General features: G+C 72.5%; 15 protein-coding genes. 5 read left to right on the plus strand and 10 right to left on the minus strand.

Translation table 11 applies throughout. From position 1 onward, the window contains the following. Positions 1–148: 148 nt before the first annotated feature. A complete protein-coding gene (locus PIJ49_RS12075; RefSeq protein WP_066657105.1) occupies positions 149–508 on the minus strand; it encodes a GntR family transcriptional regulator in 360 nt (119 codons plus the stop codon). A gap of 46 nt (positions 509–554) precedes the next feature. Continuing rightward, complete coding sequence (locus PIJ49_RS12080; protein ID WP_066658792.1) at positions 555–1,124, minus strand: DUF1684 domain-containing protein; 570 nt, start codon at positions 1,122–1,124, stop codon at positions 555–557. 272 nt (positions 1,125–1,396) lie between these two features. On the opposite strand from PIJ49_RS12080, the gene PIJ49_RS12085 reads away from it, so the two are divergent. After that, positions 1,397–1,723 (plus strand): hypothetical protein, encoded by a 327-nt coding sequence (locus PIJ49_RS12085; RefSeq protein ID WP_271826692.1) that lies wholly within the window; start codon positions 1,397–1,399, stop codon positions 1,721–1,723. Positions 1,724–1,736: 13 nt separating this feature from the next. On the opposite strand, the gene PIJ49_RS12090 is transcribed toward PIJ49_RS12085, so the two are convergent. After that, the gene (locus PIJ49_RS12090; protein ID WP_066657101.1) at positions 1,737–2,219 is read right to left on the minus strand and encodes a hypothetical protein; all 483 of its coding nucleotides are present in this window, start codon (positions 2,217–2,219) and stop codon (positions 1,737–1,739) included. Between the two features lie 74 nt (positions 2,220–2,293). After that, positions 2,294–2,926 (minus strand): GNAT family N-acetyltransferase, encoded by a 633-nt coding sequence (locus PIJ49_RS12095; RefSeq protein WP_066657099.1) that lies wholly within the window; start codon positions 2,924–2,926, stop codon positions 2,294–2,296. 139 nt (positions 2,927–3,065) lie between these two features. Between PIJ49_RS12095 and PIJ49_RS12100 the strand changes: the two genes are divergently transcribed. Together PIJ49_RS12100 and PIJ49_RS12105 are read left to right on the plus strand one after the other, a co-directional pair. Beyond that, positions 3,066–3,671 (plus strand): hypothetical protein, encoded by a 606-nt coding sequence (locus tag PIJ49_RS12100; protein WP_066657098.1) that lies wholly within the window; start codon positions 3,066–3,068, stop codon positions 3,669–3,671. A gap of 55 nt (positions 3,672–3,726) precedes the next feature. Beyond that, positions 3,727–4,029, plus strand: coding sequence for a DUF427 domain-containing protein (locus tag PIJ49_RS12105; protein WP_066657097.1), 303 nt, complete (start codon positions 3,727–3,729; stop codon positions 4,027–4,029). A 35-nt stretch (positions 4,030–4,064) separates the two neighbouring features. Here PIJ49_RS12105 and PIJ49_RS12110 read toward each other — a convergent pair whose 3' ends face one another. The 6 genes from PIJ49_RS12110 to PIJ49_RS12135 all read right to left on the minus strand — a co-directional run bounded on the left by PIJ49_RS12110 (position 4,065) and on the right by PIJ49_RS12135 (position 9,515). Next, complete coding sequence (locus PIJ49_RS12110; RefSeq protein ID WP_271826693.1) at positions 4,065–5,354, minus strand: Nramp family divalent metal transporter; 1,290 nt, start codon at positions 5,352–5,354, stop codon at positions 4,065–4,067. 74 nt (positions 5,355–5,428) lie between these two features. Next, positions 5,429–6,130 carry a CGNR zinc finger domain-containing protein gene (locus tag PIJ49_RS12115; RefSeq protein WP_066657096.1) on the minus strand — a complete coding sequence of 234 codons (702 nt, stop codon included), beginning with the start codon at positions 6,128–6,130 and terminating at the stop codon, positions 5,429–5,431. A 47-nt stretch (positions 6,131–6,177) separates the two neighbouring features. Continuing rightward, positions 6,178–6,633 carry a SprT-like domain-containing protein gene (locus tag PIJ49_RS12120; protein ID WP_271826707.1) on the minus strand — a complete coding sequence of 152 codons (456 nt, stop codon included), beginning with the start codon at positions 6,631–6,633 and terminating at the stop codon, positions 6,178–6,180. A 35-nt stretch (positions 6,634–6,668) separates the two neighbouring features. After that, on the minus strand, positions 6,669–7,535 hold the full coding sequence (locus tag PIJ49_RS12125) for a tetratricopeptide repeat protein (RefSeq protein WP_271826694.1): 867 nt from the start codon (positions 7,533–7,535) through the stop codon (positions 6,669–6,671). A 135-nt stretch (positions 7,536–7,670) separates the two neighbouring features. Beyond that, entirely contained in the window at positions 7,671–8,492 is an 822-nt protein-coding gene (locus PIJ49_RS12130) for a DUF4064 domain-containing protein (protein ID WP_271826695.1), read from the minus strand. A gap of 180 nt (positions 8,493–8,672) precedes the next feature. Beyond that, on the minus strand, positions 8,673–9,515 hold the full coding sequence (locus tag PIJ49_RS12135; protein WP_066657081.1) for a spermidine synthase: 843 nt from the start codon (positions 9,513–9,515) through the stop codon (positions 8,673–8,675). 338 nt (positions 9,516–9,853) lie between these two features. Between PIJ49_RS12135 and PIJ49_RS12140 the strand changes: the two genes are divergently transcribed. Both PIJ49_RS12140 and rpoB read left to right on the plus strand, forming a co-directional pair. After that, positions 9,854–10,429 carry a hypothetical protein gene (locus tag PIJ49_RS12140; RefSeq protein WP_271826696.1) on the plus strand — a complete coding sequence of 192 codons (576 nt, stop codon included), beginning with the start codon at positions 9,854–9,856 and terminating at the stop codon, positions 10,427–10,429. A gap of 446 nt (positions 10,430–10,875) precedes the next feature. After that, the gene (rpoB, locus tag PIJ49_RS12145; RefSeq protein WP_066657077.1) at positions 10,876–14,364 is read left to right on the plus strand and encodes a DNA-directed RNA polymerase subunit beta; all 3,489 of its coding nucleotides are present in this window, start codon (positions 10,876–10,878) and stop codon (positions 14,362–14,364) included. Positions 14,365–14,410: the final 46 nt, after the last annotated feature.

Here is a 14,410-nt window from a genome sequence, read left to right on the forward strand (position 1 = left end):
CGCGACGCAACGTCGGCGGCAGTGCGCAGGAGTCCAGCGCTGCGAGACCTCGCCGACGTTGCGTGTCGCGGGAGGCGCGCACACGGCGGTCGGCCGGGAGGCCCGGTGTGCCTTCCGCCCCGCGCGTCGCGGACGGCGGGCGGTCGCCTCAGGCGGGCCAGGCGTCGCGCAGTGCCGCTGCGGCCTGGTCGGCGGACAACCCGGCCGCTCGCGCGGCGGCGGCCAGGGCGTGCGCTGCCCCGGCGACGGCGTCGGGCACCTCGGCCGGCCGCACCACCCGCGTGCCGGCGCCCCGGGCGGTGTGCACGAGCCCGGCCTCCTCGAGCAGCTGGTAGGCCTTCGCGACGGTGCCCGCGGCGAGCGAGAGCTCCTCGGCCAGGGCGCGCACGCTCGGCAGGCGCTCCCCGTCCACCAGGTACCCGGCGGCGATCTGCGCCGCGATCTGCGAACGGACCTGCTCGAAGGGCGGCACCCGGCCGCCCGCGTCGAGTGCCACGAGTCCCGTCATGCGATCCACCCTTGCGTCCTGTCCGTGTGCTCGTGCGTGCGTCGTGTCAGAAGTCGTACTGCTCGCCGACCGGGATCGGCACGGCGACGGTGTTGCCCGGGGGCGCGAGGGGGCACGCCCACGCCGGGTCGTACGCGCACGAGGGGTTGTACGCGAAGTTGAAGTCGAGGACGAGCTCGCCGTCGTCGCCGCCGAGGTCCGCACCCTTGATCGTGTCGAGCAGGTACCGCCCGCCGCCGTAGGTGCCGCGGGCACGACCGGCGCTGGCGTCCTTCACGGGCACGAAGACCCCGCCCGCGTAGCCGCCGTGCGACCAGACGTCGAGCGTGCCGATGCCCGGCAGCCGCACGACACCGAGCCGGTCGAAGTGCACGACGCCGTCGGTGCCCGTCTCGACGTCCATCGCACGGGGCTCGGCGGACTCGATGCGCGCGCGGAACCGCCACTCGGGGTCGTAGTCGGGCACGGGCAGCGCCTCGAAGTCGCGGGCGTCCTCGTCGAGCAGCGGACTGGCCGGGTGCTCGGCGAACATCGCGTCGCGGGTCTCGCGCCACATCGCGTGCGCGGTCTCGGGGTCGGCCGTCGCCCGCACCCGTCGGTACAGGTCGAACGTCATCCGCCGCCAGTCCACGGTGGCGAGGGTGCTGTGCACGCGGTCCTGGGCCCTCGGCTCCTGCGTCTGGCTCACGAGGACGAGCGTACGCCCGGGTGCTCCGGACCCGCCAGCGACGGGCCGGGGCTGTGGACGGTCCCCTGCGGGTGCTCCCGTGACGGCCCTGGCACATTGGTCGGACAGCGACCGACGAGGGGACGGGCGACGTGACCAGGGGAACGACGACCAGACGGACCGCCGCCGCGCGGACCACGGCGGGACGGGCGGCACCACGCGTGCACCGCTCGATCGCCCCGACCGTGGCGGGTCTGACCCTCGTCGCGGTCCTGAGCGGGTGCACGGTGTCCGCCTCCGCGAACCGGACGGTGTCGCCGTCGGGGTTCGAGGACGTGGTGGCCGACGCACTCGAACGCGAGGTCGGTCAGCGTCCGCTGGTCGACTGCGGTACGGACCCGATCGACCTGGTCGAGGGGGACACCGTGCACTGCGAGATCGGTGCCGAGGGTGACACGACCGTGTACGACTCCGTCGTCGAGGTGCGTGACGTCGACGGCACGGACTACGCCGTCCACGTGCAGGTGGACGAGCAGCCGAAGTCCTGACGGACGTCGCGCGTCAGTGCCCGGGACGGCCCCACGACGGGGCGAGCTGCCGCATCCGGAGCGCACGCCACTGCCAGATGACCCACATGCCCGGCCAGAGTGCGGCCCCGAGGAGCGTGGGGCGCATCCGGTAGGTGAGCCGGTCGAGCAGCAGGGTCCGCCCGTCACCGAGGTCGACGGTGGCCATCCGGTGCCGCATGGTCATCCGCCCGAAGAGTCCCGAGGTGCCACCTCCGTTGTCGCGTTGCACCGGCACCCCGTCGACCTCGTACAGGTCGATGTCGACGTGCGTGTCGCCGCTCGGCACGACCCCGAGTGCGTCGGCGGTGATCGGGTGCGGGACGCCGGGGGTCCAGCGCTCCGGGAGTCCCTCCGGTGACCGTGAGCGGTAGACGAGGAACGGCTTCGTGACGGCGACCATCACCGAGGGCGACAGCAGGGCGTCGCGGACGGCGTCGACCGGGGCGTCGAGGACGATGCGGAGACCGACGTGCATGCTGCGGACGCTACGCCGTGGCGCTGGGCGGGCGACGTCCCCGCGAGGGACGGTGCACCCGTGCGTCCGACGGGTCAGGCGTGCCGGGCGGCCCGACGCCGTGCGCCCTCGGCACGGTCCCGCGTGCGCAGGCGCTCGGTGAGCGACAGGCGCACGGTCGGCCACTCGGTGGCGGTGATCGAGAAGACCACGGTGTCGCGCAGCGTGCCGTCCCGGCCGATCGAGTGGCTGCGCAGGACGCCGTCCTGCTTCGCGCCGAGCGAGGCGATCGCCGCCCGCGACTGCTGGTTGTGCCAGTGCGTCCGGAACTCGACGGCGATGCAGTCCCAGGTGTCGAACGCGTGCGAGAGCAGGAGCAGCTTCGCCTCGGTGTTGATCCCGCTCCGCTGTGCCGCCCGCGCCAGGAAGGTGTAGCCGATCTCGACGCGACGGTTGGCGGTGTCGATGTTCGCGAAGGTGGTCGCCCCGACGACGCGACCGGTCGGGCGGTCACGGATCGCGAAGGGCACCATCCGCCCCGCCGCGTGCTCGCCGAGCCGCCGGTCGATCTCGGCCTCGACCCGGTCGGGGGCCGGCACCGAGGTGTACCAGGTGCGCCAGAGGTCGCCGTCCGCCACCGCCGCCCGCAGGTCGTCCGCGTGCTCGGCCGCCAGGGGCTCGAGGGTGACGCGGTCGCCGGTCAGCGTGGGGACGGTGGCGATCTCCATGGTCACCGATCCTACGGTCGCGGCACCGACAGCGGGGTCGAGCGGGCACAGGCTGTGGACCGGGCTCCTGTGGGGACGGACAGGGACCGACGGGGACGGACCGGGACGGACGGGGACGGCCCGCGGCTATCGTGGACCGGTGGCAGCACGCACCCAGGAGCAGTACCAGGTCCGGTTCGCGTGGGGGAGCGCCGGTGCCGACCGGATCGCGCACGGCACGCACCTCGTGGTGTGGGTGGACGTCCTGCCGGAACCGTCCGGGGGCGGGGCCGACCCCGCGGCACGGGCGCGGGCCGCGGCAGCCCTGCTGCCCGACGGTCCGGAGGTCGTGCTCGGCCACCTCGGCAACGCGGCGGCGGTCGCGGAACGCGTGACGAGCCTCCAGGCCGAGCGCGGGGACCGGTGCGTCGTCGCGGTCGTCGCCGCGGGCCGCACCACCGACCCCGGCGTCACCGTCGCGGACGCCGCCGGGGAGCCGACGGACGGCGCGGAGACGCCGGAGCCCGCGGTCGAGGACCTGCTCGCCGCCGGGGCCGTCGTCGACGCCCTCGTCACGGTCGGCATCGACCACACCTCGCCCGAGGCGGCCACCGCCTGCGCCGCGTACACGGGACTCCGTCGCGCGGTGCGGCACCTCGTGAGCGCCGCGGAGGGTGCGGCGGACCTGGACCGGGAGACGGTGCACGCGGCGCTCGCCGCGGGGCCCGAGCTCGTCGTCCTGCGGGAATCCGGCACCCGGGCGTAGCGTTCCCGATCGGGAACGGCGTCGCCAGGACGCCGCTGATCGCAAGGAGCACGTCATGAAGGCAGTCGTCGGCGACACCGTGATCGCGGAGGCTCCGCAGGAGGACCTCATCCAGATCGAGGGGAACTGGTACTTCCCGCCGTCGAGCGTGGCGCCGGAGTTCTTCTCGGAGAGCGACACCCAGTACCACTGCCCGTGGAAGGGCGACACGCAGTACTACACCGTCACGGTCGACGGTCAGGCGCTGCCGGACCGCGCCTGGACCTACCCCACGCCGATCCCGTCGTCGTTCGACCGGGTCGGCAAGGACTACTCGGGCTACTACGCCTTCTGGAAGGAAGTCCGCGTCGTCGACTGACGCGGGGACGGCCCGGTCGTCGCCGTCCGGCGGCTTCAGCCGGCCAGCGTCAGCACCACGAGCGCCACGTTGAGGGCGACGATCACCAGCGCGATGACGCCCGCGACCACGCGGGTGGTCATCGCGTTGACGTCGGCGCCCATGATGCTCCGCCGTGACGTGTAGACCACGAGCGGCACGATCGCGAAGGCGATGCCGAAGCTCAGCACCACCTGGCTGAGCACGAGGAGCATCGTCGGGTCCGCGCCGACGGCCAGGAGCACCACGGCGGGCAGCAGCGTGACGAGCCGGCGCACCGCGACCGGGATGCGGACGTGCAGCAGCCCGTGCATGATCTCCGCGCCGGCCATGCAGCCCACCGAGGTCGACGCCAGACCGGACGCGAGCAGGCCGACCGCGAACAGCACGCCCACGACGGGGCCGACGTTCGCCGCGATCGCGGCCTGCGCGCCGGGGATGGTGTCGGTGCCCGCGACCCCGGGCAGCGTGGCGGCGGCGAGCACGAGCATGCAGACGTTGACACCGCCCGCGACGACGAGGGCCAGCCCGACGTCCCACCGCGTCGCGACGAGCACCCGGCGGCGCTCCGGCCCGGCGGGGACGTCGCCGTGCCGGTCCCGTGCCAGGGCCGAGTGCAGGTAGACCGCGTGCGGCATCACCGTCGCACCGAGCATCGAGGCGGCGAGGAGCACCGACTGCGCGCCCTCGAACCGGGGGACCAGGCCGCTGACGAGCTCGCCGGGGGAGACCTGCGCGGACAGCAGGCCCGCGCAGAAGCCGACGGTGAGGACCGCGAGCATCGTCGTCACCACGGCCTCGAACGTGCGGGTGCCCCGGCGGCTGTGCAGGAGCAGGATCGCCATCGAGACCACGCCGGTGAGCACGCCGCCGACGACGAGCGGCAGGCCGAACAGCAGGTGCAGCGCGAGCGCCCCGCCGATGACCTCGGCGACGTCGGTCGCGGCGGCGACGACCTCGGCCTGGGCCCAGAAGAGCAGCCGCGGGGTGCGACGCATCCGCAGGCCCAGGTGTTCCGGCAGCGACCTCCCGGTGACGACCCCGAGCTTCGCCGACAGGTACTGGACCACGACGGCACTGGCGTTCGCGGCGACGAGCACCCAGAGCAGCAGGTACCCGTACTGCGCACCGGCGGTCAGGTTCGCCGCGACGTTGCCCGGGTCGACGTAGGCGATCGCGGCGACGAAGGCGGGCCCGAGCAGCGTGAGGCCGGCGGCACGGCGACGCGGCCGACCGGGACCGGGTCCGCCGGTGCCGTCGTCGAGACGTCCGGAGGGGGCACGGCGGGCGGCGGCGGTGTCGGACATGCCGACAGCCTGCCAGGTTTCGGCGGGCCGAATCCTCAGATTCGGCGTGTCACGAGTCGTCCGGGCAGGGCGCCCTAGGCGGCCGCGCGTCGCGCCCGGTGCGCGCGGACCTTCGCGCGGTTGCCGCACCGCTGCATCGAGCACCACCGGCGGGTGCCGCCACGCGACGAGTCGTAGAAGACGAGCCCGCAGTCGTCCGCCGAGCACCGGCTGAGGCGGGTCGCCTGTCCGTCCGCGGCGACGTCGTCGAAGCCGACCTCGGTGAAGAGCGCCACCGCGTCGCGGGCCACGCTCGACAGCGCCTGGGCCAGACGGACCCGGTTCGCGCCCGCGCGACGTCGGCCCCCGGGCAGGCTCGGGGGCACGTCCGGCAGCGCCGCGAACAGGTTCACCGTGTCGATGTCGTCCGGTGCCGGCCGGGTCCGTCCGGTACCGGCGCGGAGCCCGGCGGCGACCGCGGTCCGTTCGGCGGGGCCCGACGAGCCGACGGGGGCCGGGGCAGCGGCGACGGCCAGTCGTCCGATCGCGGCGCGGAGGGCTCGGGCGTCCTGCAGCTCCCGTGCCGTCGCGCCGACGTCGATCGGCTCGGTGTGGTCGCCGAGCCACTCGTCCAGGTCGGCCGGCGTCACGAGGAGCTCACCGAGCCGGGCGCGGGGGCGACGGCCGTCGGCATCGTCGGCGAACCCACCGGTGTGGGCGAAGTCCAGGGCGATCCGGCCGGCGTCGAAGAACCACGACGACCCGCTGTCCGTCCGGATGTGCTGCCCCGTGTGCATCCGCCCAGGCTAACGGCTCCCCGGCGCGCCTCCAGGTGCCGGATCGATCATGCGGTAGCCGCGCGCCGCTCCCAGGTGATGAGGTTCCGGCCGTCGAAGCGTCGCGCGCACCGGGCGCAGGCCAGGGGGCGCGTCGGTGTCCGGTAGCGGAAGTGCTCGTGGCCCGCCGGACAGGTGCCGACCCACGGCGCGAGCTCCGACGCGACGGGCCCGTCGTACAGGCGGGAGCCGGTGTACCCGATGTCCGCCGCGGTGCGTCGCCAGACGGGACCGTGACCGGCACGGGGACCGGCGAGCGCGTGCGCGACCTCGTGCAGCAGGACCTGGTCCACGTCGTCGTCCGACACCCGGGTGACGATGTGCCGGCTCACCGTGATGCGTCGGCGGCCGAAGTCGCACTGCCCCGCGCGGGTCCTGGCGTGGTCGAACGCGAACGTCCACCCGCCCGGGCCGAGGTGCACCGCCAGCAGGTGCTCGGCTCGTGCACGGACCCGCTCGAGCATCGCCGCGGGCTGCGTCGCCGCTGCGGGCTGCGTCGTCACCGTGCGCCGGGGTCCCGCAGGTCGTCGGTGGGCTCGTCGCGCGGCGCCTGACCCTTCTGCGCCGCCTTCGCGGCGATCCGGCCCCAGATGTCGTCGGCGTCGGTGCGTGCGGCGTCGGGTGCTCCGAGCACACGGCGACGGACCGGCGGGACCTGCTTCACCGGTTCGGCGACGCGGGTCGTCTGCGGCTCGTCGTCCTCGGCACGGCGCGCAGCGACCTCGCGGGCGGTGCGGGGCTTGTCCTCGGGGGCCTTCGGCTGCGCCACCGAGGCCCGGAGTGCGGCCTCGACCGCGGTGCGGAGTGCCTCGGTGCGCTCCGAGGGAGCCCCTGCCTGCCGGAAGGCCTGGTAGGCACGCGAGAGCGCCGACCGGGCCTCGTCGAACCGTGACAGTTCGAACAGCGACCAGCCCTCGAGCTCGGCGGCGGCGCCCTCGAGCTCCGGCCACTCCTCGGTCCGGGCGGTGTCGCGCGCCATCGCGGCCTCGGTCGCGGCACGCTCGTGGCGTCCCAGGTCGTGCAGCACGTGCGCACGACGGATGCGCGCGGCGACCTTGTCCGACCGCTCACCGGTGAACATCGTCAACCGGAAGACCTCCTCCGCGACGACGAGCGACTCGTCGAGCCGGCCGAGCAGGCGGAGGAGCTCGGCCCGCTCCGCCAGGGCCTCGGTGCTCCGGCTCTGCCCGAGGTCGCGCAGCCGCTGCTGCACGGCGTCGGCGTCGACGGCCGGCCGCAGGCTGATCGGCGCGAAGGTGCTCCCCGGGCTCACACCCGCGGTGACCGGGGCGGAGTCGCCCGGCGCGGCGTGACGGGGTTCCCGAGCGCGGTCGGGTTGCTGGCTGTCGTCAGGCGGGAGGGACATCGGTTCGAGGGTAACCGCGGGCTCCCGTGAGCGGGCGGTGCCACGCGCACGGGGGGTCCGAGAACGCGGACCGGTCCGGGACGCGGAACGGCCCGCCCCGCTGCAGCGGGACGGGCCGTCGGTGGTACTCGTGGATCAGTTGCCGCCGGTGACCGCGGCAGCCGCGGCGATGCTGACCGCGATGAACGTCGCGAAGGTGGCGACGACGGCGAGGATGATCGCGAGGACACCCCAGACGCGACCCCGGCCCGCGACCGCCGCGATGATGCCCTGCACCAGGGCCCAGAGACCGAGGACGGCTGCGATGAGGATGATGATCGACCCGCCGCCGAACTGGCTCATCGCGGACGGGTCGTTCATGAGCTGCTGCCGCAGCTGTTCCTGCTGCTGCACCGATCCGCCGCCGTCGCGCGCGATCTGCTCGATTGCGGCGTTGCCCGCGAACGCGGCGCCCAGCACGGCACCGCCGACGACGCCGAGCACGAGCGACAGGACCCCGAGCGCGAACGCCACGAGGCCGACGGTCTTCTTCTTCTTCTTCGCCGGCTTCGTCTCCTCGGAGGACTGCCACGCCGGGCTGCCTGCACTCGCCGGCGCCGAGGACGCCGCGTAGGGCTGGTGCGACCCCTGGTGCTCGCCCCACGTCGGGGACTCGTGACGGCCGTCGCGCTGGTCGTACCGACCGTGCTGGTCGTGCTGGTCGTGCTCGCCGTGCTGCGGCTGGCCGTACTGCTGCTGCCCGTACTGGTCGCGCTCGCCGTACTGCTGCTGCCCGTACTGCTGCTGGCCCTGGTGCTGCTCGCCGTACTGCGGCGCCGATCCCGGTGCCGGGTCCACGCGCTCGCCGTAGCGGGGTGCGTCGTGCTGGTCGCGCTGGTCGCGCTGCGGCGCACTGCCCCAGACCGGCGCGTCGCCGTCGCCCGTCCGGTCCTCGTTGCTCCGGTCGTCGTTCGTCATCAGGGGACTCCCTCGGTCGGTCGCGCGGTCGCGCGGTCGTTGTCCCCCATCCTGGCAGCCGGATGCCCGACGTGTTCAGGGGGACTCGGCGCTCCTGTACCCGTCCCACGGCCGGGAGGCCCGGCACCGGACCGGCACCGGGCCTCCCGTCCGGCGTGTGGTCGGGACGCGACCGCGGGCTCAGCCGCCGAAGACGCTGCGGTTCGGTTCGGGGGACGCGACCGCGGTCGCGTCGGTGACGATGGGCGCGCCGGCCGTGAAGGCACGGAGCTCCTGCCCGTGCACCACCTTCGCCGGCATCGGGTCGGACGAGTAGCGCCGGGGCATGTCCGCCACGGGGAGGTCGGTCCGCGACCCGAGCAGCACGATGTTGCCGAACCGCCGCCCCTTGAGCATGCCGGTGTCGGCGACGGCCGCGACCGACGGCAGGACGGCCTGCAGCGTCGATGCCTGCCCGCGTGCGAAGGCCAGGCCGGCCCCGTCCGCGACGTTCACGGCGACGATCCCCGTGGGCGAGAGGAACTCGGCGACGGAGCGGTAGAACTCGACGCTCGTCACGTGCGCGGGGATCTGCGAGCCGCCGAACACGTCGACGACCGCCAGGTCCACCGTGCCGCGGAGGCCGGCCGGCAGCTTGCCGAGCACCTCGCGGGCGTCGCCGTAGCGGACCCGGATCGAGGCGCCGCGGGGGAACGGGAGCACCTCGCGCACGTGCTCGACGAGGTCCCGCTCCAGCTCCACGACCTGCTGCCGCGAGCCCGGGCGGGTGACGGCGACGTACCGGGGCAGGGTCAGTGCACCCGCACCGAGGTGCAGCGCCGTGATCGGTCCCTCCGGCAGGAGGTCGATCGCGTGTCCGATGCGCCGGATGTACTCGAACGCCAGGTGCGTCGGGTCCTCGAGGTCGACGTGCGACTGCGGCGTGCCGTCCACCACGAGCGTGAAGGACCCGGGGCGGTGCCGGTCCGGCTCCACCGACGCCCAGCCCGCACCGATCCGGAACCCGTCGAACGCATCAGCCATGCCTCCCATGGAACACCACCGCGGAGCCTCCGCTCTCCGCACGACCAGCCGACGTCAAGGGACACGACGTACCGTTCTCGTCGTCGTCACCCGACCGGTGTCGAGCACCGTGCGGCCGAGGCCGTGGTGTTCCGCCGGTCCGGGTGACCGCGACGTGGACCGGCACGACCCCGCGCGACCCCCACCGCGCCCGGGTGCCCCGAACGTCGTCGGCGCGCCCCGCACCCCCACCAGAGGCTCGCCGCCCTCCCGCGTGCGACGGCGCACGGCACCACGCGTGCGCCGTCCGACGACCCGGGCGCCCGCGGCAGGAACACGACTCCCGCAGGAGACCCGCGATGACCGACACCCTGAGCATCCCCACCCTCCGTCCCGCCCGGCGCCCGGCCGGCGTGCCACGCAGCCGGACCGGCTCCGCCGCGGCGGACGGTCGCCGGTCCGCCCGGCCGCACCGCGCCTCCCGGCCGGTGGCCGTCGACGGTGAGCGCGCTCCCCGGTGGATGCGCGTGGTCGGCGCCGTGCTGCTGCTCGGCGGGGGCGCGCTGACCGCGGCCGTCCTCGGTTGGCCGGGGGACGCACCGGAGGTCGCGCTGCTGCTGCCGGGCGTGGTCGCACTCGTGGCCGGTGCCCTGCTGCTGCTCGCCCGGACCGGCATCGCGGTGACCGACGCCGCCGTCGTCCTGCACTTCCGGCCGCTGCCGACGCGGCGGATCGCGCGGGGACGCATCGCCGACGTGACGGTCGCCGACGCGGACGCGAGCACCTTCGGCGGGGTGGGCCTGCGGCTCGGTCGCGGGGTGCGGGCGCTCATCCTCACGCCGGGCCGCGGCGTGCGGATCACGGACGACCGGGGGCGGGTGACCTTCGTCCGGACCGAGCACCCGGAGGAGCTGCTGCACGCGCTCGAGGACTGATCCGGGCCGCGCTGCGGGAATCCCGGGGCGGTCGGCGTGCTCGTACACGCCGTCGCGGGGGCGGTCCGCGTGCTTGTACACGCCGTCGCGGGGGCGGTCCGCGTGCTTGTACACGCCGTCGCGGGGGCGGTCCGCGTGCTTATACACGCCATCGCCGAATCCGGTCAAGCCAGGACTGGACAGCGCGCGCCAGGGCGACCTATGATGACAGTTCGCGCTCCCTGGCATTCGTGTGTCGTCATATTGCGGTCGAACACGCGCCCTGGTGCAGCCGGTCCCGTATATGGCGGCGGGACCCGCTCACCGATCATCCCACAGGTCCTCGACGGTCGTTGCCGTCGTGCGTTCCGTGTCGGTGGTCCCGGGGTCGCGCCGAGCGATCAATCCACTCACCTACGTGCTGCTCGTCAGTACCGGCCCGACGGGGCCTACCGGAGGTCACACCCTTGGCTGCTGCGCCCAACGCATCCACCAACCCCAAGAACGGTCGCAACCACTCGCGACTCTCGTTCGCCAAGATCACGGACACCCTCACGGTGCCGGATCTGCTCGCCCTCCAGACGGAGAGCTTCGACTGGCTCGTCGGCAACGACGTCTGGAAGGCCCGCCTCGCCGAAGGACAGGAGCAGGGTCGCACCGACCTCGCGCTGCACTCCGGCCTCGAGGAGATCTTCGAGGAGATCTCCCCGATCGAGGACCTCGGCGAGACCATGCAGCTCTCGTTCACGTCCCCGGAGCTCGAGGACCCGAAGTACTCCATCGACGAGTGCAAGGAGCGTGGCAAGACCTACGCCGCGCCGCTGTACGTCAACGCCGAGTTCATGAACCACATGACCGGTGAGATCAAGACGCAGACCGTCTTCATGGGCGACTTCCCGCTCATGACCGAGCGCGGCACGTTCATCATCAACGGCACCGAGCGCGTCGTCGTCTCGCAGCTCGTCCGCTCGCCGGGCGTCTACTTCGAGCGCCAGCAGGAGAAGACCTCCGACAAGGACATCTACTCCGCCCGCGTGATCCCGTCGCGTGGTGCGTGGCTCGAGTTCGAGATCGACAAGCGCGACCAGGTGGGCGTGCGCATCGACCGCAAGCGCAAGCAGTCCGTGACCGTCTTCCTCAAGGCCCTCGGCCTGACGAGCGAGGAGATCATGGAGGAGTTCCAGGGCTTCGCCTCGATCGAGTCGACCCTCGAGAAGGACGCCGTCCTCACCAAGGAAGAGGCGCTCAAGGACATCTACCGCAAGCTGCGTCCGGGCGAGCAGGTCGCCGCCGAGGCCGCGCGTGCGCTCCTCGACAACTTCTACTTCAACTCGAAGCGCTACGACCTCGCCAAGGTGGGTCGCTACAAGCTGAACCGCAAGCTCGGCATCGACGCGCAGCTCTCGGACTCGGTGCTGACCGTGCAGGACATCGTCCGCACCATCAAGTACCTCGTCTCGCTGCACGCCGAGAAGACGACGCTCGACGGTGTCCGTGACGGCGAGCCCGTCCAGCTCCGCCTCGACGTGGACGACATCGACCACTTCGGCAACCGTCGCATCCGCGCCGTCGGCGAGCTCATCCAGAACCAGGTCCGCACCGGTCTGTCCCGCATGGAGCGCGTCGTCCGCGAGCGCATGACCACGCAGGACATCGAGGCGATCACCCCGCAGACCCTGATCAACGTGCGACCCGTCGTCGCCGCGATCAAGGAGTTCTTCGGCACCTCGCAGCTGTCGCAGTTCATGGACCAGAACAACCCGCTCGCGGGTCTGACGCACAAGCGTCGCCTGTCGGCCCTCGGCCCGGGTGGTCTGTCCCGTGAGCGTGCCGGCGTCGAGGTCCGCGACGTCCACCCGTCGCACTACGGCCGCATGTGCCCGATCGAGACCCCGGAAGGCCCGAACATCGGTCTGATCGGCTCGCTCGCGTCGTTCGGTCGGATCAACTCCTTCGGCTTCATCGAGACGCCGTACCGCCGCGTCGTGAACGGTCAGGTCACCACGACCATCGACTACCTCACGGCATCGGAGGAGGACGACTTCGTCGTCGCCCAGGCCAATGCGCCGCTGACCGACGACTTCCACTTCCAGGACGACAAGGTGCTCGTCCGGAAGAAGGGCGGCGAGGTCGAGCTCGTCGGCAAGGACGAGGTCGACTACATGGACGTCTCGCCGCGCCAGATGGTGTCGGTCGCGACCTCGCTCATCCCGTTCCTCGAGCACGACGACGCGAACCGCGCCCTCATGGGTGCGAACATGCAGCGTCAGGCCGTCCCGCTGCTCCGTTCCGAGTCGCCGCTCGTCGGCACCGGCATGGAGGGCTACACCGCCATCGACGCCGGTGACGTCGTCACCGCCGACAAGGCGGGTGTCGTCTCCGAGGTCTCGGCCGACGCCGTGACCCTGCAGCTCGACGAGGGCGGCACGCAGACCTACTACCTGCGCAAGTTCGACCGCTCGAACCAGGGCACGAGCTACAACCACCGCGTCATCGTCTCCGCAGGCGAGCGCGTGGAGCAGGGCGAGGTCATCGCCGACGGCCCCGCGACGGAGAACGGCGAGCTCGCGCTCGGCAAGAACCTCCTCGTCGCGTTCATGCCGTGGGAGGGCTACAACTACGAGGACGCGATGATCCTGTCGCAGAACCTCGTGAAGGACGACACGCTCTCCTCGATCCACATCGAGGAGTACGAGGTCGACGCCCGCGACACGAAGCTCGGCAAGGAGGAGATCACCCGCGACCTCCCGAACGTCAGCCCGGACCTCCTGGCCGACCTCGACGAGCGCGGCATCATCCGCATCGGTGCCGAGGTCCGCCCCGGCGACATCCTGGTCGGCAAGGTCACGCCGAAGGGCGAGACCGAGCTCTCCGCCGAGGAGCGCCTGCTCCGCGCGATCTTCAACGAGAAGTCGCGCGAGGTGCGCGACACCTCGCTGAAGGTGCCCCACGGTGAAGAGGGCACGATCATCGGCGTCAAGGTCTTCGACGCGCAGGACGGCGACGACGAGCTCGGCTCGGGTGTCAACCAGCGCGTGGTCGTCTACATCGCCCAGAAGCGCAAGATCACCGCGGGTGACAAGCTCGCCGGTCGTCACGGCAACAAGGGCGTCATCTCGACGATCCTGCCGGTCGAGGACATGCCGTTCCTCGCGGACGGCACCCCGGTCGACATCGTGCTCAACCCGCTCGGCGTCCCCGGCCGCATGAACTTCGGCCAGGTCCTCGAGATCCACCTCGGGTGGCTCGCGAAGCAGGGCTGGAACGTCGAGGGCATCCAGGAGTGGGCATCCGCCCTGCCGGAGGCAGCGCACAGCGCGGCGCCCGGCACGAAGGTTGCCACCCCGGTGTTCGACGGTGCGTACGAGCGCGAGATCGAGGGGCTCCTCGACAGCACGCTCCCGAACCGCGACGGCGAGCGCCTGATCGGTTCCTCCGGCAAGGCGCAGCTCTTCGACGGCCGCTCCGGCGAGCCGTTCCCGGAGCCCGTCTCGGTCGGCTACATGTACATCCTCAAGCTGCACCACCTGGTCGACGACAAGATCCACGCCCGTTCGACCGGTCCGTACTCGATGATCACGCAGCAGCCGCTGGGTGGTAAGGCGCAGTTCGGTGGACAGCGGTTCGGTGAGATGGAGGTGTGGGCGCTCGAAGCGTACGGCGCCGCCTACGCCCTCCAGGAGCTCCTGACGATCAAGTCCGACGACATCCTCGGCCGCGTGAAGGTCTACGAGGCGATCGTCAAGGGCGAGAACATCCAGGAACCCGGCATCCCCGAGTCGTTCAAGGTCCTCATGAAGGAGATGCAGTCGCTCTGCCTGAACGTCGAGGTCCTCTCGGCGGACGGCCAGGCGGTCAGCCTCCGCGACACGGACGACGAGGTCTTCCGTGCCGCTGAAGAGCTCGGCATCAACATCTCCTCGCGGTTCGAGTCGTCGTCCGTCGACGACATCTGAGCCGGCCCGTACCGAACACGTTTCGAACTCAGCAAGAGAGAAGAAC

It is taken from the genome of Curtobacterium uvaldense (assembly GCF_028307415.1).
Lineage (GTDB): Bacteria > Actinomycetota > Actinomycetes > Actinomycetales > Microbacteriaceae > Curtobacterium.